Annotated in this window: 16 protein-coding genes; 8 read left to right on the plus strand and 8 right to left on the minus strand. The window is 56.1% G+C overall.

All coding sequences use genetic code 11. The features are described from left to right. The first annotated feature begins 13 nt into the window (after positions 1–13). Positions 14–883 (plus strand): phosphoribulokinase, encoded by an 870-nt coding sequence (locus tag ACOTX4_RS19165; RefSeq protein ID WP_003861663.1) that lies wholly within the window; start codon positions 14–16, stop codon positions 881–883. Between the two features lie 66 nt (positions 884–949). Here the strand turns inward: ACOTX4_RS19165 and ACOTX4_RS19170 are convergent, their stop codons facing one another. Continuing rightward, positions 950–1,354 carry an OsmC family protein gene (locus ACOTX4_RS19170; RefSeq protein ID WP_003861661.1) on the minus strand — a complete coding sequence of 135 codons (405 nt, stop codon included), beginning with the start codon at positions 1,352–1,354 and terminating at the stop codon, positions 950–952. Positions 1,355–1,664: 310 nt separating this feature from the next. On the opposite strand from ACOTX4_RS19170, the gene crp reads away from it, so the two are divergent. Continuing rightward, a complete protein-coding gene (crp, locus tag ACOTX4_RS19175; RefSeq protein WP_000242758.1) occupies positions 1,665–2,297 on the plus strand; it encodes a cAMP-activated global transcriptional regulator CRP in 633 nt (210 codons plus the stop codon). Positions 2,298–2,354: 57 nt separating this feature from the next. Then, positions 2,355–4,442, plus strand: coding sequence for a YccS/YhfK family putative transporter (locus tag ACOTX4_RS19180; RefSeq protein WP_003861657.1), 2,088 nt, complete (start codon positions 2,355–2,357; stop codon positions 4,440–4,442). Here the strand turns inward: ACOTX4_RS19180 and argD are convergent. The 4 genes from argD to ppiA all read right to left on the minus strand — a co-directional run bounded on the left by argD (position 4,439) and on the right by ppiA (position 7,603). Next, positions 4,439–5,659, minus strand: a complete 1,221-nt coding sequence (gene argD, locus ACOTX4_RS19185) for a bifunctional acetylornithine/succinyldiaminopimelate transaminase (RefSeq protein WP_173828827.1) — start codon at positions 5,657–5,659, stop codon at positions 4,439–4,441. The genes ACOTX4_RS19180 and argD overlap by 4 nt on opposite strands. Positions 5,660–5,746: 87 nt before the next feature. Continuing rightward, complete coding sequence (gene pabA, locus ACOTX4_RS19190) at positions 5,747–6,310, minus strand: aminodeoxychorismate synthase component 2 (protein ID WP_003861654.1); 564 nt, start codon at positions 6,308–6,310, stop codon at positions 5,747–5,749. 30 nt (positions 6,311–6,340) lie between these two features. Continuing rightward, positions 6,341–6,925 (minus strand): putative adenosine monophosphate-protein transferase Fic, encoded by a 585-nt coding sequence (locus ACOTX4_RS19195; RefSeq protein WP_003861652.1) that lies wholly within the window; start codon positions 6,923–6,925, stop codon positions 6,341–6,343. 105 nt (positions 6,926–7,030) lie between these two features. After that, complete coding sequence (ppiA, locus tag ACOTX4_RS19200) at positions 7,031–7,603, minus strand: peptidylprolyl isomerase A (RefSeq protein WP_003861649.1); 573 nt, start codon at positions 7,601–7,603, stop codon at positions 7,031–7,033. Between the two features lie 278 nt (positions 7,604–7,881). Here ppiA and tsgA point away from each other — a divergent pair, with 278 nt between their 5' ends. From tsgA to ACOTX4_RS19225, 5 genes are all read left to right on the plus strand, one after another. Then, positions 7,882–9,066 (plus strand): MFS transporter TsgA, encoded by a 1,185-nt coding sequence (tsgA, locus tag ACOTX4_RS19205; RefSeq protein ID WP_003861648.1) that lies wholly within the window; start codon positions 7,882–7,884, stop codon positions 9,064–9,066. Between the two features lie 260 nt (positions 9,067–9,326). Then, positions 9,327–11,870: a nitrite reductase large subunit NirB gene (gene nirB / locus ACOTX4_RS19210; RefSeq protein WP_023323822.1), complete on the plus strand. Its 2,544-nt coding sequence runs from the start codon at positions 9,327–9,329 to the stop codon at positions 11,868–11,870. Next, positions 11,867–12,193 carry a nitrite reductase small subunit NirD gene (nirD, locus tag ACOTX4_RS19215; RefSeq protein WP_015571429.1) on the plus strand — a complete coding sequence of 109 codons (327 nt, stop codon included), beginning with the start codon at positions 11,867–11,869 and terminating at the stop codon, positions 12,191–12,193. Before nirB ends, nirD begins: the two co-directional genes overlap by 4 nt. Positions 12,194–12,327: 134 nt before the next feature. Next, a complete protein-coding gene (cysG, locus tag ACOTX4_RS19220; RefSeq protein ID WP_045330086.1) occupies positions 12,328–13,701 on the plus strand; it encodes a siroheme synthase CysG in 1,374 nt (457 codons plus the stop codon). Positions 13,702–13,845: 144 nt separating this feature from the next. Then, complete coding sequence (locus ACOTX4_RS19225; RefSeq protein ID WP_008503029.1) at positions 13,846–14,016, plus strand: YhfL family protein; 171 nt, start codon at positions 13,846–13,848, stop codon at positions 14,014–14,016. Between the two features lie 72 nt (positions 14,017–14,088). On the opposite strand, the gene trpS is transcribed toward ACOTX4_RS19225, so the two are convergent. Genes trpS through rpe form a run of 3 tightly spaced genes read right to left on the minus strand, consistent with a single transcriptional unit; the run spans position 14,089 to position 16,517 of the window. Continuing rightward, the gene (gene trpS / locus ACOTX4_RS19230; RefSeq protein ID WP_023298773.1) at positions 14,089–15,093 is read right to left on the minus strand and encodes a tryptophan--tRNA ligase; all 1,005 of its coding nucleotides are present in this window, start codon (positions 15,091–15,093) and stop codon (positions 14,089–14,091) included. Further along, on the minus strand, positions 15,086–15,847 hold the full coding sequence (gene gph / locus ACOTX4_RS19235) for a phosphoglycolate phosphatase (RefSeq protein WP_045330082.1): 762 nt from the start codon (positions 15,845–15,847) through the stop codon (positions 15,086–15,088). Before gph ends, trpS begins: the two co-directional genes overlap by 8 nt. Further along, complete coding sequence (gene rpe / locus ACOTX4_RS19240) at positions 15,840–16,517, minus strand: ribulose-phosphate 3-epimerase (protein ID WP_003861634.1); 678 nt, start codon at positions 16,515–16,517, stop codon at positions 15,840–15,842. The genes gph and rpe overlap by 8 nt, the downstream gene beginning before the upstream one ends. Positions 16,518–16,556: the final 39 nt, after the last annotated feature.

Consider the following 16,556-nt stretch of genomic DNA (forward strand, 5'->3'; position numbering starts at 1 on the left):
TCAGGGAGTTGCTATGTCTGCCAGACATCCGGTTATTGCCGTTACGGGTTCGAGTGGGGCGGGAACCACTACCACCAGCCTCGCCTTCCGCAAGATCTTCGCCCAGCTTAACTTACGGGCGGCCGAGGTAGAAGGCGACAGCTTTCACCGCTACACGCGCCCGGAGATGGATATGGCCATCCGCAAGGCGCGCGATCTGGGTAAACACATCAGCTACTTCGGCCCGGAGGCCAATGACTTCGGCCTGCTGGAGCAAACCTTCCGTGAATACGGGCAAAGCGGTACCGGGCAGTCCCGCAAGTATCTCCACACCTACGATGAAGCCGTGCCCTGGAACCAGGTCCCCGGCACGTTCACGCCCTGGCAGCCGCTGCCGGAACCGACTGACGTGCTGTTTTACGAAGGATTGCACGGCGGCGTGGTGACGCCTCAGCACGACGTGGCGCGCCACGTGGATTTGCTGGTGGGGGTGGTGCCGATTGTTAACCTTGAGTGGATCCAGAAGCTGACGCGTGACATGAGCGAGCGCGGCCATTCGCGAGAGGCGGTCATGGATTCGGTGGTGCGCTCCATGGAAGATTACATCAACTTCCTGACGCCGCAGTTCTCCCGAACCCACATTAACTTCCAGCGCGTCCCCACCGTGGACACCTCCAACCCGTTCGCCGCAAAAAGCATCCCTTCCCTGGACGAGAGCTTTGTGGTGATCCACTTCCGCAACCTGGAAGGCATTGATTACCCCTGGCTGCTGGCGATGCTACAAGGTTCGTTTATTTCGCACATGAATACGTTAGTGGTGCCCGGGGGAAAAATGGGGCTGGCAATGGAACTTATCATGACACCGCTGGTGCAGCGGCTGATGGAAGGGAAGCAGATCGCGTGAACATGTTCCCTCTCCCCGTGGGAGAGGGTTAGGGTGAGGGCATCAACACGCACGATGCCCCAATAATTAAGCCTCTATCACTTCATACGTATGGGTGATTTTTACCGCTTTCTCCAGCATTAACGCCACAGAGCAGTATTTCTCCGCAGAAAGGTCAACCGCACGCGAGACCGCCGCATCCTTCAGTTCTTTGCCAGTGACGATAAAGTGCAGATTAATATGCGTGAACAGGCGTGGCGCCTCTTCGCGACGTTCTGACGTCAGCTTCACTTCACAATCGGTCACGTCATGACGGCCTTTTTGCAGGATCGACACCACGTCGATCGCGCTGCATCCGCCCGCCGCCATCAGCACCATCTCCATCGGGCTTGGCGCTTTATCGCCGGAGTTGCCATCCATCAAAACCTGGTGCCCGGAAGCAGACTCGCCCAGGAACGTTAACCCTTCAACCCATTTCACACGCGCTTGCATATTCACTCACTCCAACGTTGCATTTTTTATGACAGATTACGTGTACGTTACATTTCTCGCAACGGAAGGCGACCTGCGTCATGCTGAAGCGAGACACCAGGAGACACGCGGCGAAAGCTATGCTAAAACACTCTGGATGCTACAGTAATACATTGACGTTACACATGTATGCAGAGGACATCAAACTTTACTGGCTGCGAAACGTTACGACAGCCGACTTCCCAGGTATGGGTAAGAATTCGATTGCAACCCCAGAGTCCGGATGCATCTTATGACTCTGGTGACAGCTTATAACAGAGGATAACAGCGCATGGTGCTTGGCAAACCGCAAACAGACCCGACTCTCGAATGGTTCTTGTCTCATTGCCACATTCATAAGTACCCATCAAAGAGCACGCTGATTCACCAGGGTGAAAAAGCGGAAACGTTGTATTACATCGTTAAAGGCTCGGTGGCCGTGCTGATCAAAGATGAAGAAGGGAAAGAGATGATCCTTTCTTATCTGAACCAGGGCGATTTTATCGGTGAACTGGGCCTGTTTGAAGAAGGCCAGGAACGTAGCGCCTGGGTTCGTGCAAAAACAGCATGTGAAGTGGCTGAAATTTCTTATAAGAAATTCCGTCAGCTGATTCAGGTCAACCCTGACATCCTGATGCGTCTCTCTTCCCAGATGGCACGCCGTCTGCAAGTGACCTCTGAGAAGGTAGGTAACCTCGCCTTCCTGGACGTAACCGGTCGTATCGCGCAGACTCTGTTGAACCTGGCGAAACAGCCAGACGCCATGACCCACCCTGACGGTATGCAAATTAAAATTACCCGCCAGGAAATCGGTCAGATCGTCGGCTGCTCCCGTGAAACAGTGGGCCGTATCCTGAAGATGCTGGAAGATCAGAACCTGATCTCCGCCCACGGTAAAACCATCGTGGTTTACGGGACCCGTTAATTCCGGTCAAACGGCGTGCCGCCGCAAGGTGGCACGCCGTTTTTGTCTCTACTCCTCATGTGGCGCAGGCTGATCTATCACCCGGAAGTTAACTACGCACTACGACAAACGCTGGTGTTGTGTCTTCCCGTGGCCGTGGGCCTGCTCCTCGGACATCTTCAGCAAGGCCTGCTGTTTTCCCTCGTGCCCGCCTGCTGCAACATTGCCGGTCTGGATACGCCCCATAAACGCTTTTTTAAACGTCTGATTATTGGCGGCTGCCTGTTTGCCGGCTGTAGCCTTGCCGTACAACTCTTACTGGCCCGCGACATTCCTCTGCCGCTGATCCTGACCGTGCTGGCGATGACGCTCGGCGTCACCGCCGAAATCAGCTCGCTGCACGCCCGCCTGCTTCCCGCGTCGCTGATTGCCGCCATCTTCACCTTAAGCCTTGCAGGTAATATGCCGGTGTGGGAGCCATTGCTGATCTACGCCCTCGGCACGCTGTGGTACGGGCTGTTTAACTGGTTCTGGTTCTGGCTGTGGCGGGAACAGCCGCTGCGCGAATCCCTGAGCCTGCTCTACGTGCAGCTTGCTGAATACTGCGAAGCAAAATACACCCTGCTCACTCAACATACCGACCCGGAAAAATCCCTGCCGCCGCTACTGGCGCGCCAGCAAAAAGTGGTGGATCTGATCAGCCAGTGCTATCAGCAGTTGCACATGCTTGCCGCCAACAAAAATCATGAATACAAGCGGCTGCTGCGAATCTTCCAGGTCGGGCTGGATTTGCAGGAGCATATCTCCGTCAGCCTTCATAATCCGGAAGAGGTGCAAAAGCTGGTGGAGCGCAGCCATGCAGAAGCGGTGATCCGCTGGAACGCGCAGACCGTCGCGGCCCGCCTGCGGGTGCTGGCTGACGATATCCTCTATCACCGCTACCCGACGCGCTTTAACATGGACAAACAGCTCGGCGCGCTGGAAAAGATTGCGCGTCAGCACGCGGATAACCCGGTCGGGCAATTTGCTGCCTGGCATTTCAGCCGCATCGCCCGGGTGTTACGCACCCAGCGCCCGCTTTATGCCCGCGACCTGATGGCCGATAAGCAAAAACGGCTGCCGCTGCTGCCCGCGCTCAAAAGCTATCTTTCACTGAAATCTTCTGCCCTGCGCAATGCCGCACGGATCAGTGTGATGCTGAGCATCGCCAGCCTGATGGGAATGGCCCTGCACCTGCCGAAACCCTACTGGATCTTAATGACCGTACTGTTTGTTACCCAGAACGGCTATGGCGCCACGCGGGTCCGTATTCTGCATCGGGCGGGCGGCACGATGGCGGGGCTGATTATCGCGGGCGTGACGCTGCACTTCCACGTGCCGGAGGGCTATACCCTGGCCGGTATGCTGGCAATCACGCTGGTGAGCTATCTGATTATCCGCAAAAACTACGGCTGGGCGATGGTGGGCTTTACGGTGACGGCGGTGTATACCCTTCAACTGCTCACGCTTAACGGGGAACAGTTTATTATTGCCCGTCTGGTCGATACGCTGATTGGCTGCCTGATCGCCTTTGGCGGCATGGTCTGGCTGTGGCCGCAGTGGCAGAGTGGGCTGTTGAGGCAGAACGCCCACGACGCGCTGGAAGCTGACCAGCAGGCCATTCGTCTGATCCTGAGCGATGACCCACAGCCCTCTCCGCTGGCCTACGAGCGCATGAAGGTCAACCAGGCGCATAACGCCCTGTTCAACTCCCTTAACCAGGCCATGCAGGAGCCGGGCTTTAACGCGCACTATCTGGCTGACATGAAGCTGTGGGTCACGCACAGCCAGTTTATCGTCGAGCATATCAATGCCATGACGACGCTGGCGCGGGAGCACACGATGCTGACGCCGGATCTGGCGCAGCGCTATTTGCAGTCGTGTGAAATTGCGTTGCAGCGCTGTCAGCAGCGCCTGGAGTATGATGCACCGGGCGAGTCAGGTGATTCGAACATTCTGGAAGCGCCGGAGACGCTGACCCACGGGCCGATGAGCACCCTTGAGCAGCATTTACAGCGCGTTCTCGGCCACCTGAACACCATGCACACCATTTCGTCGGTGGCATGGCGTCAGCGCCCGCATCACGGGATTTGGTTAACGCGCCGGTTAAAACGAACCGCGTATTAGCCGCTGACGATCTTCGCGACTGCCGCGGCAAAACGGGTTAATCCGTCTTCGATGTCTTTGTCTTCCACCACAAGCGATGGCGCAAAGCGCATCACGTCCGGCCCGGCATTGAGCACCATGACGCCTTCGTGCGCGGCGGCGTGCAGGAAATCGCGCGCGCGGCCTTTATACTGAGGCTTCAACTCGGCGCCAATCAGCAGCCCCATTCCGCGGATTTCGCTGAAGACATCAAACTGTTCGTCAATCTGCTGAAGATGTTTCACAAACAGATCGCGTTTCGCATTCACGCCATTCAGGACGTCCGGCGTATTAATGATATCGAACGCCGCACCCGCCACGGCACACGCCAGCGGATTACCGCCGTAGGTGGAGCCGTGTGAGCCCACATGAAATGCGGAAGCGATATCCTGGGTAGTGAGTACCGCACTGACCGGGAAACCGCCGCCGAGCGCTTTCGCGCTGGTCAGAATATCCGGCGTTACGCCGTAGTGCATATAAGCGAACAGATCCCCGGTACGCCCCATCCCACACTGCACTTCATCAAACACCAGCAGCGCCTGGTGCTCGTCACACAGTTCGCGCAGCCCTTGCAGAAATTCCGGGGTGGCCGCCGTGACGCCGCCTTCCCCCTGAATGGGCTCGACCACCACGGCACAGGTGTGATCGTCCATCACCGCTTTAACGGCGTGCAGATCGTTAAACGGCACGTGGATGATATCCGCAGGTTTCGGACCAAAGCCGTCGGAATACTTCGGCTGGCCGCCCACGGAAACGGTAAAGAACGAGCGACCGTGGAAGGCGTTATGGAAGGCGATGATTTTGGTTTTGTACGGACTATGACGCGTGGTTGCGTAGTAGCGCGCCAGCTTAAAGGCAGTTTCGTTGGCTTCGGTGCCGGAGTTCATAAACAGCACGCGTTCGGAGAAGGTGGCATCGATGATCTTACGCCCCAGACGCAGCGCCGGTTCGTTGGTGAACACGTTGCTGGTGTGCCACAGCGTTTCGCCCTGCGTTTTCAGCGCGTCCACCAGCGCAGGATGGCAATGGCCCAGTGCCGTCACCGCAATACCGCCTGCGAAATCAACATACTCGTTGCCCTGCTGATCCCAGACGCGGCTGCCTCTCCCTTTCACCGGGATAAACTCAGCCGGTGCATAAATCGGCAGGATCACTTCATCGAATGTCGCGCGGGTAATTGCTGGTTGTTCAGTTGCCATGTCATGACCATCCATTTTTATGTCACAGTTATTGTGAAAATATAATCACAAAATATGCATAAAAAATCACAGCAAGGCAACCGATATTCAGCGATTAAGGAAATTGGCCAGCAGCGCGTGCCCCTGTTCGCTGAGAATGCTTTCCGGGTGGAACTGCACACCTTCCAGATCGTACTCGCGGTGGCGAATGCCCATGATCTCCTGCGTCTCGCTCCAGGCGGTAACCTCAAAGCAGGCCGGCAGGGTCGGCGGATCAATAATCAGAGAATGGTAGCGCGTCACGGTTAACGGATTGTTTAGCCCCAGGAATGCGCCGGTACCGGTGTGTGTGATCGGTGAGGTTTTGCCATGCATGACTTTCGCGGCACGGACAATGGTGGCGCCAAAGACCTGCGCAATGGCCTGGTGACCCAGGCAGACGCCCAGAATCGGCAGTTTGCCCGCATAGTGTTGGATTACCGCCAGCGAGATGCCGGACTCCGACGGGGTACACGGCCCGGGCGAAATCACGATTTTCTGAGGTGCCAGCGCGTCAATGTCATCCAGCGCGATCTCATCGTTACGGCGGACAACCACCTCTGCCCCCAGCTCGCAAAAATACTGGTAGAGGTTCCAGGTAAAGGAATCATAGTTATCAATCAGCAGAATCATGGCGGCTCCTGAAAAAATGGCCGCCCTATTTTACGCAGATTCCCGCGCTTCGCTCACAACTTTGGCGAAGATGACGTTCAGGGCGGTCAAATCCCCCATCGCCCCGCTCTGGTTGGCGGCAGCCCAGTCGTCCGGGTCGATCCCCTGCCAGTTCAGCACGTAGCCCGCATGAATAGCCAGTTGTTCAAAGAAGATCCGCTGGGCCACGCCATTACCGCTCATAAACGGATGTAGCATGTTGATTTCACAGTAGTAATGACTGATTCTGTCTGTAAACTCTTCTTTCTGAAGGCCTACCAGATATTTATCACTTTCCAGCGAAGCCATCAGCTCATTACCCACTTTCTCGATGTACTCGAAATGGCAAAAAGGAATGTCGCCCTTGGAAATATCGGCGGTGCGCAGCTCGCCCGCGCCTTTCATTTCGTTGCGGAATAAATGGCGGTGAATAAGACACAGATGGGGTAAACCCGGTGCGGAAGGCCCCAGTTCCAGCGTCTCGATATCGGGTTCAGCGGGCCCCTTACCTTTTTCAAGGAGGCAGCTGGCCTGAAAATTGACACTACGTTGTTGCTCCCAGAGACGGGATTTTTGCTTGTCGGTGAGTTTTTTCACTACGCCTCCCTGAATAGTCCGTTTGCCACAAGTATAAGCAGCAAAACGCGCTTTCGCAGGGAGGGCGGAAAGACACGGGCAGGATATGCCCGTGTGGACGAACGATTACGGCAGCACTTTCGCGGAGAGAATGACGACAGGCTTAGTCGGCACATTCTGGTATGGACCGACATCGTGAGTCTGAACCTGAGAGATCTTATCCGCCACGTCCATGCCTTTCACCACTTTGCCAAACACCGCGTAGCCAAAGTCGCGCTGACCGTGGTCCAGGAAGGCGTTATCAGCCACGTTGAGGAAGAACTGGCTGGTGGCGCTGTCTTTGTCCGCCGTACGCGCCATCGAGATGGTGCCGCGCTTGTTCAGCAGGCCGTTGTCAGCTTCATTTTTGATGGGCGGGTTAGGCTGTTTCTGCTGCATCTGCTCGTTAAAACCGCCACCCTGAATCATAAAGCCCGGGATCACGCGGTGGAACGTGGTGTTGTTATAAAAACCACTGTTCACGTAGTCGAGGAAGTTTTTCACCGAAACAGGGGCTTTCTGGCTATCCAGCTCCAGCTCAATATTCCCCGCAGAGGTAGTCAGCAGGACGTGAGGGTCTCCTTTGGCTGCCAGCGCAGCAGGGGAAACGGCAGAAAGAGCAAACACAGCTGCAACAGCCGCCAGTGTTGATTTGAGCATGAGAATTCCTTAACAAAGCGCAGTATAAAAAGCGAATGGCTTGATTCTAAAGAGCAGTATGAACCCAGACCAGTCTTTTACCTAATTTTACCAAATTGAAACAATTATTACCGCGCAAACGATTGTTCATCCCGCAACGTAATGTGATCTGCATCACGTTAAAACCTGCAATTGTGTTCAAAATTTTCTGAAAAGATTTAATTAGATCACTTTCGCGACTAAAATCTGCCCGCTCAAACGCAGTCATTGCGTTTTTCTTTACTTTTAACAGGCCAGACATGACTAACAGCAATCGCATCAAGCTCACATGGATTAGCTTCTTCTCTTACGCCCTGACCGGCGCGTTGGTGATCGTCACCGGGATGGTGATGGGAAATATCGCAGACTACTTCCAGCTGCCCGTTTCCAGCATGAGTAACACCTTCACCTTCCTGAACGCGGGGATCCTGATCTCTATTTTCCTTAATGCCTGGCTGATGGAAATCGTACCGCTGAAAACGCAGCTGCGTTTTGGCTTCGTGCTGATGGTTGCCGCCGTGGCGGGCCTGATGTTGAGCCACAGCATCGCCCTCTTCTCTGCCGCCATGTTCGTACTGGGCCTGGTGAGCGGGATCACCATGTCGATCGGTACGTTTCTGATTACGCACATGTATGAAGGCCGCCAGCGCGGCGCGCGTCTGCTGTTCACCGACTCCTTCTTCAGCATGGCCGGGATGATTTTCCCGATGGTCGCCGCGTATCTTCTGGCGCGCAGCATTGAGTGGTACTGGGTATATGCCTGCATTGGTCTGGTCTATGTCGCGATCTTTATTCTCACCTTCGGCTGCGAGTTCCCGGTGCTGGGCAAAAAAGCGCAGACTACATCCGAGCCGGTTGCGAAAGAAAAATGGGGTATCGGCGTACTGTTCCTCTCCATCGCCGCGCTGTGTTACATCCTCGGCCAGCTGGGCTTTATCTCCTGGGTTCCAGAGTATGCTAAAGGTCTGGGCATGAGCCTGAACGACGCGGGTAAACTGGTGAGCGATTTCTGGATGTCTTACATGTTCGGCATGTGGGCATTTAGCTTTATCCTGCGCTTCTTCGACCTGCAACGGATCCTGACCGTTCTGGCGGGTCTGGCGACCGTGCTGATGTATCTGTTCATCAACGGTTCCCCGGAGCATATGCCGTGGTTCATCCTGACCCTGGGCTTCTTCTCCAGCGCGATTTATACCTCGATCATCACCCTTGGCTCTCTTCAGACCAAAGTGGCCTCGCCAAAGCTGGTGAACTTTGTGCTGACCTGCGGCACCATCGGCACCATGCTGACCTTCGTGGTCACGGGCCCGATTGTTGCGCACAGCGGCCCGCTGGCGGCGCTGCATACCGCTAACGGTCTATACGCCGTGGTGTTTATCATGTGCTTCGTGCTGGGCTTTGTGACCCGTCACCGTCAACACAACCCGGCAACAGCTACCCACTAATCGCCGTAATCCCTTTGCGTACTGCAAAGGGGTTTCCCCTGTGCTCACCCGCCCTGCCCGCCGATGGGTAAAAACCCCATTAATTTTGTGCGAAAAACGAACAAGCACAAAAATCAAACAATATCCGTCACTTATAAAAATCCTGACAAATCATAGATATACCCCCTAAGGGGTAGGTGAAGGCGTATTTGATTTGCATCAATAAGTGCCCCTGCTGAATCGTTAAGGTAGGCAGTAATAGAAAAGAAATCGAGGCAAAAATGAGCAAAGTCAGACTCGCTATCATCGGTAACGGCATGGTCGGCCACCGCTTTATTGAGGATCTTCTCGATAAAGCCGATGCTGAGCAGTTCGATATTACCGTGTTCTGTGAAGAACCCCGCAAGGCGTACGACCGTGTGCACTTGTCTTCTTACTTCTCTCACCATACCGCCGAAGAGCTCTCTCTGGTGCGTGAAGGGTTCTACGAGAAGCATGGCGTAAAAGTGCTGGTGGGCGAACGCGCTATCACCATCAACCGTCAGGAGAAAGTAATCCACTCCAGCGCCGGACGTACGGTTTTTTACGATAAGCTGATCATGGCGACGGGCTCGTATCCGTGGATCCCGCCTATTAAAGGGTCGGAAACCCAGGATTGTTTCGTTTACCGTACCATTGAAGACCTCAACGCCATCGAATCCTGCGCACGTCGAAGCAAACGCGGCGCGGTTGTCGGCGGTGGTCTGCTGGGTCTGGAAGCGGCAGGCGCGCTGAAAAACCTCGGCGTTGAAACCCACGTTATCGAATTTGCCCCGATGCTGATGGCCGAACAGCTCGACCACATGGGTGGCGATCAGCTGCGCCGTAAGATCGAAAGCATGGGCGTGAAAGTTCACACCAGCAAAAACACCAAAGAGATCGTTCAGGAAGGGACTGAAGCACGCAAAACCATGCGCTTTGCCGACGGCAGCGAGCTGGAAGTGGACTTCATCGTCTTCTCCACCGGTATCCGCCCGCGCGACAAGCTGGCAACGCAATGCGGTCTGGCCGTCGCGCAGCGCGGTGGGATCATGATTAACGACACCTGCCAGACCTCCGACCCGGATATTTACGCCATCGGCGAATGCGCCAGCTGGAACAACCGCGTATTCGGCCTGGTCGCGCCTGGGTACAAAATGGCGCAGGTCGCCGTTGACCATATCCTCGGCAGCGAAAACGCCTTCACCGGCGCAGACATGAGCGCCAAGCTGAAGCTGCTGGGCGTGGACGTGGGCGGTATTGGCGATGCGCATGGTCGCACCCCGAACTCCCGCAGCTATGTTTATCTGGACGAAAGCAAAGAAGTCTACAAACGTCTTATCGTCAGCCAGGACAACAAAACCCTGCTCGGGGCGGTGCTGGTGGGCGACACCAGCGACTTCGGCAACCTGCTCCAGCTGGTGCTGAACGCCATTGAGCTGCCGGAAAACCCGGACGCGCTGATCCTCCCGGCGCACGCCTCCAGCGGTAAGCCGTCCATTGGCGTGGATAAACTGCCGGACAGCGCGCAAATCTGTTCCTGCTTCGACGTCACCAAAGGCATGCTGATCTCCGCCATTAACAAAGGCTGCCACACCGTTGCGGCGCTGAAGGCGGAAACCAAAGCCGGGACCGGCTGCGGCGGCTGTATCCCGCTGGTCACCCAGGTGCTGAACGCCGAGCTGGCAAAACAGGGCATTGAAGTGAACAACAACCTGTGCGAGCACTTCGCTTACTCTCGCCAGGAGCTGTACCACCTGATCCGCGTGGAGGGCATTAAGTCCTTTGACGAACTGCTGGAGAAACACGGCCAAGGCTATGGCTGTGAGATATGTAAGCCTACCGTCGGTTCGCTGCTGGCGTCCTGCTGGAACGAATATGTGCTCAAACCAGAACACACTCCGCTTCAGGACACCAACGATAACTTCCTGGCCAATATTCAGAAAGACGGGACTTACTCGGTGATCCCGCGTTCTGCCGGAGGGGAAATCACCCCGGAAGGGCTGGTCGCCGTGGGTCGTATCGCCCGTGAGTTTAACCTGTACACCAAAATCACCGGTTCCCAGCGTATCGGCCTGTTCGGCGCGCAGAAGGACGACCTGCCGGAAATCTGGCGTCAGCTGATTGAAGCGGGCTTCGAAACCGGCCACGCGTACGCCAAAGCGCTGCGCATGGCGAAAACCTGCGTGGGCAGCACCTGGTGTCGCTACGGCGTCGGCGACAGCGTGGGATTCGGCGTTGAGCTGGAAAACCGCTACAAAGGCATCCGTACCCCGCACAAAATGAAGTTCGGCGTCTCCGGCTGTACCCGCGAATGTGCGGAAGCGCAGGGTAAAGACGTGGGTATTATTGCCACCGAGAAAGGCTGGAACCTGTACGTGTGCGGCAACGGCGGGATGAAACCTCGCCACGCGGATCTGCTGGCCGCCGATCTCGATCGCGATACGCTGATCAAATACCTCGACCGCTTCATGATGTTCTACATCCGTACCGCCGATAAGCTGACCCGTACCGCCTCCTGGCTTGATAACCTCGAGGGCGGCATCGACTACCTGAAGTCGGTCATTATCGACGACAAGCTGGGCCTGAATGAACAGCTGGAATCCGAGATGACTCGCCTGCGCGAGGCGGTGATCTGCGAGTGGACCGAAACCGTGAACACGCCAGCGGCGCAGACGCGCTTCAAACACTTTATCAACAGCACCCAGCGCGACCCGAACGTGCAGGTGGTGCCGGAGCGTGAACAGCATCGTCCAGCGACCCCGTATGAACGTATTCCGGTGATGCTGGTGGAGGAAAACGCATGAGCCAGTGGGTAAACATCTGCAATATTAACGACATTCTGCCAGCAACCGGCGTCTGTGCCCTGCTGGGCAACGAGCAGGTGGCGATTTTCCGCCCTCGCCACGATGAACAGGTCTATGCCATCAGCAATATCGACCCGTTCTTCGAGGCCAGCGTGCTCTCCCGCGGTCTGATTGCGGAGCACCAGGGCGAACTGTGGGTTGCCAGCCCGCTGAAAAAGCAGCGCTTCCGCTTAACCGACGGACTCTGCATGGAAGATGAAAGCTTCTCGGTCAAACACTACGACGTCCGCGTGAAGGACGGCGAGGTGCAGCTGAAAGCGTAACCTCTCGCCTTTTCAATAGGAAAGGCTTATGACCCCTTATGGGTAACGGCAGGAAAAACCGTATGTTCTGTACGATTCCTGCTGTTATCCTGACGTCAATTCTTCCCCCGCCATGAATGCTGTGAGGTAACGTCGTGGATCACCTGCCGATTTTTTGTCAATTACGCAACCGCGACTGCCTGCTCGTGGGCGGCGGCGATGTGGCTGAACGCAAGGCACGCCTGCTGTTAGAGGCAGGCGCCCGGCTGACCGTCAACGCCCTCACTTTCGCCCCACAGTTTGACGTCTGGGCGCAGGAAGGGATGCTCACCCAGGTGCAGGGCGAATTTGACGAATCCCTGCTGGATACCTGCTGGCTGACCATCGCCGCAACGGATAACGATGACGTTAACCAGCGCGTCAGCGACGCCTGCGAAGCGCGCCGCATCTTCTGTAACGTTGTGGATGCGCCGAAAGAGGCGAGCTTTATCATGCCGTCGATTATCGACCGTTCACCGCTGATGATTGCGGTGTCGTCCGGCGGGCGCTCGCCCGTTCTTGCCCGTCTGCTACGGGAAAAACTGGAAGCCGTGCTGCCGCAGCATCTTGGTCAGATTGCCCAATACGCCGGAGAGCTGCGCTCCCGCGTGAAGCATACCTTCGCAACCGTGGGCGAACGCCGTCGCTTCTGGGAGAAGTTCTTTGTCAACGACAGGCTGGCGCAGTCCCTTGCCAATCAGGACACCAAAGCCGTTGAAGAGACGACCGAACAGCTCCTGAGCGAGCCGCTGGACCATCGCGGTGAAGTGGTACTGGTGGGCGCAGGTCCCGGCGATGCGGGCCTGCTGACGCTGAAGGGTCTCCAGCAGATCCAGCAGGCGGACATCGTGGTGTATGACCGTCTGGTCTCTGATGACATCATGAATCTGGTACGCCGCGATGCTGACCGCGTGTTCGTCGGCAAACGGGCAGGTTATCACTGCGTACCGCAGGAGGAGATCAACCAGATCCTGCTGCGGGAAGCGCAGAAAGGTAAGCGTGTGGTGCGTCTGAAAGGGGGCGATCCCTTTATCTTTGGTCGCGGCGGCGAGGAGCTGGAAACTCTCTGCAACGCGGGCATTCCATTCTCCGTGGTGCCGGGTATTACGGCGGCATCCGGCTGTTCTGCCTATTCCGGCATTCCGTTAACCCATCGCGACTATGCCCAGAGCGTGCGCCTGGTGACGGGCCACCTGAAAACCGGCAGCGAGCTGGACTGGCATAATCTGGCCGCTGAAAAGCAGACGCTGGTCTTCTACATGGGGCTAAATCAGGCAGCCACGATTCAGGCGAAACTGCTGGAGCACGGCATGGAAGCAGATATGCCGGTCGCACTGGTGGAAAACGGCACCGCCATTACGCAGCGCGTGGTCGATGGCGTGCTGACGCAGCTGGGTGAGCTGGCGCAGCAGGTTGAAAGCCCGGCGCTGATCGTGGTGGGCCGCGTGGTAGCACTGCGTGAAAAACTGAACTGGTTCTCCAGCCACTAACGCACAATCTCTCTCCCGGGAGTAGTCTTGAAGCGGACTACTCCCTTCTTACCTCAATCGATAACATACCGCCCGCATAATGGAACTTTTCCATTTATTCCCTCGTGTTACATCCAATTTTAGATTTTTAGACAAGGAATGCGTATGTTCAAACTGGCTAAAGCTGCCGTTCTGGTCGGCCTGTTATCAACTCTGACGGCCTGCACCGGTCACGTTCAAAATACTAAAAATAATTGCAGCTATGATTACCTGCTGCATCCGGCGATCTCCATTTCGAAGATCATTGGCGGTTGCGGCCCGGCGGCACAGCAGTAAGCGTTTTTCAGGCGTAAAAAAACCGGGAATTTCCCGGTTTTTTTATTGAGTCCGTATTTGTCGGGTGGCGGCTTAAGGTTTCGCCACAAACCCAATCGCCTCGTACACCGCTTTCAGGGTTTCCGACGCGCGCGCGCTGGCTTTTTCTGCGCCCTCTTTCATCACTTTTTGCAGGAAAGCTTCGTCGTTACGGTAACGGTGATAGCGCTCCTGCAACTCGGTCAGCATGCCGGAAACGGCGTCTGCCACTTCGCCTTTCAGGTGGCCGTACATCTTGCCTTCAAAGTGTTTTTCCAGCTCAGGGATGCTCTGTCCGGTCACACCGGAGAGAATGTCCAGCAGGTTGGATACGCCCGCTTTGTTCTGCACGTCGTAGCGCACCACTGGCGGCTCATCGGAGTCGGTCACCGCACGCTTGAGCTTTTTCACCACCGATTTCGGATCTTCCAGCAGGCCGATAACGTTGTTGCGGTTATCGTCAGACTTGGACATCTTTTTGGTCGGCTCCAGCAGGGACATCACGCGCGCGCCGGATTTCGGAATAAACGGCTCAGGCACTTTGAACACGTCGCCGTAAAGCGCATTGAAGCGCTGGGCAATATCGCGGCTCAGCTCCAGGTGCTGCTTCTGGTCTTCACCCACCGGCACCTGGTTGGTCTGGTACAGCAGAATGTCGGCCGCCATCAGCACCGGATAGTCAAACAGACCGGCGTTGATGTTCTCAGAGTAGCGCGCAGACTTATCCTTGAACTGGGTCATGCGGCTCAGCTCGCCGAAATAGGTGTAGCAGTTCAGCGCCCAGCCCAGCTGCGCGTGCTCTGGTACGTGAGACTGAACGAAAATGGTGCTCTTCTCTGGATCGATACCGCACGCCAGGTACAGCGCCAGCGTATCGAGCGTCGCCTTGCGCAGCTTCTCGGGATCCTGACGCGCGGTGATAGCATGCAAATCCACGATGCAGTAAATGCAGTGGTAGTCATCCTGCATGCTCACCCACTGACGTAACGCACCCATGTAGTTACCAATGGTCAGTTCACCTGAAGGCTGTGCGCCACTAAAAACGATGGGCTTAGTCATTATTCAATTCCTGATGTTCACTGTGCGAGAGCCCGAGTGCGGGCAACAAATCTTTGAAGTGGTCGAACACAACGTCCGGCTCACTCAGCGTAATGGCTTCACCGTAGTTGTAGCCGTAGGTCAACCCAACCGACGGGCAACCTGCCGCTCTGGCAGCCAGAATATCATTGCGGGAATCCCCGACAAAGAGCAGCTCCGCAGGTGCTAAGGATAATTTTCCTGCCACCAGCAATAGCGGTTCCGGATGCGGCTTTTTATTCTGTACGTCATCGCCGCCCACAATTACGGAGAAGTATTTCGCGATATTCAGCGCTTCCAGCAGAGGCGCAACGAACGGTGTCGGCTTGTTAGTCACCAGCCCCAGCGGGATGCCTTTAGCATGTAGCGCGCTCAGCGTTTCAGCGACATCCGGGAACAGGAAGCTGCCCTCTTCGACGGTCTCTTCGTAGAAACGGTCGAACAGTTTGCGCAGAATACGCTGCTGCTCATCCTGGGGAATATCCGCGTGGTCAACACTCGGTTTACCTTGCGCGGAACGCTGAGAGGCACGCTCCTGACGAGCCCAGGTCAGCGCGCGCTCCATCAGCACGTCTGCACCGTTACCAATCCACGTCACGACGCGCTCTTCGCCTGCAACGGGGAGTTCAAGGGCATACAGCGCCTGATCGACGGCGCTGGTTAATCCTGGCGCGCTGTCGACCAGCGTGCCGTCGAGGTCAAATGCTACACCCCGAATAGCCTGCAATTTATCCATGACTTACCTTCGCCAGTTCACGGCGCATTTCATCAATGACTTTTTTGTAATCCGGTTGATCGAAGATGGCGGAGCCTGCGACGAACATATCCGCCCCTGCCGCCGCAATCTCACCGATGTTATTGACCTTCACGCCGCCGTCCACTTCCAGACGAATATCATAGCCAGACTCATCGATACGGCGGCGCACTTCACGCAGTTTGTCGAGGGTCTGAGGGATAAATGACTGACCACCAAAGCCAGGGTTGACGGACATCAGCAGGATCACGTCCAGCTTGTCCATCACGTAGTCGAGATAGCTCAGCGGGGTCGCCGGGTTAAAGACCAGTCCCGCCTTACAGCCGTTCTCTTTGATCAGCTGTAGCGTGCGGTCAACGTGTTCGGAGGCTTCCGGGTGGAAAGTGATGATGCTGGCACCCGCCGCGGCGAAATCGGGTACGATGCGGTCAACCGGTTTCACCATCAGATGCACGTCAATGGGCGCGGTGATCCCGTAGTTACGCAGTGCTTTAAGCACCATCGGACCGATGGTCAGGTTGGGAACGTAGTGGTTATCCATAACGTCGAAATGGACGACATCCGCGCCAGCCGCGAGAGCTTTGGCAGTGTCTTCACCCAGGCGGGCAAAATCGGCCGACAGAATTGAGGGGGCAATCAAAAACTGTTTCATCCGCATCTCCTTGAAATGTGTTTACCGGCGGGCAAAGGC

The organism is Enterobacter cloacae complex sp. IR5459, from assembly GCF_049238005.1.
GTDB classification, from domain to species: domain Bacteria; phylum Pseudomonadota; class Gammaproteobacteria; order Enterobacterales; family Enterobacteriaceae; genus Enterobacter; species Enterobacter hormaechei_C.

Coding starts and splice junctions, on each gene's coding strand:
- rpe (WP_003861634.1), bottom strand. CDS start 16,517: ATGAAACAGTTTTTGATTGCCCCCTCAATTCTGTCGGCCGATTTTGCC.
- ACOTX4_RS19225 (WP_008503029.1), top strand. CDS start 13,846: ATGTTCAAACTGGCTAAAGCTGCCGTTCTGGTCGGCCTGTTATCAACT.
- ACOTX4_RS19165 (WP_003861663.1), top strand. CDS start 14: ATGTCTGCCAGACATCCGGTTATTGCCGTTACGGGTTCGAGTGGGGCG.
- pabA (WP_003861654.1), bottom strand. CDS start 6,310: ATGATTCTGCTGATTGATAACTATGATTCCTTTACCTGGAACCTCTAC.
- trpS (WP_023298773.1), bottom strand. CDS start 15,093: ATGACTAAGCCCATCGTTTTTAGTGGCGCACAGCCTTCAGGTGAACTG.
- ACOTX4_RS19180 (WP_003861657.1), top strand. CDS start 2,355: ATGTGGCGCAGGCTGATCTATCACCCGGAAGTTAACTACGCACTACGA.
- ACOTX4_RS19170 (WP_003861661.1), bottom strand. CDS start 1,354: ATGCAAGCGCGTGTGAAATGGGTTGAAGGGTTAACGTTCCTGGGCGAG.
- nirD (WP_015571429.1), top strand. CDS start 11,867: ATGAGCCAGTGGGTAAACATCTGCAATATTAACGACATTCTGCCAGCA.
- nirB (WP_023323822.1), top strand. CDS start 9,327: ATGAGCAAAGTCAGACTCGCTATCATCGGTAACGGCATGGTCGGCCAC.
- tsgA (WP_003861648.1), top strand. CDS start 7,882: ATGACTAACAGCAATCGCATCAAGCTCACATGGATTAGCTTCTTCTCT.
- crp (WP_000242758.1), top strand. CDS start 1,665: ATGGTGCTTGGCAAACCGCAAACAGACCCGACTCTCGAATGGTTCTTG.
- argD (WP_173828827.1), bottom strand. CDS start 5,659: ATGGCAACTGAACAACCAGCAATTACCCGCGCGACATTCGATGAAGTG.
- gph (WP_045330082.1), bottom strand. CDS start 15,847: ATGGATAAATTGCAGGCTATTCGGGGTGTAGCATTTGACCTCGACGGC.
- ppiA (WP_003861649.1), bottom strand. CDS start 7,603: ATGCTCAAATCAACACTGGCGGCTGTTGCAGCTGTGTTTGCTCTTTCT.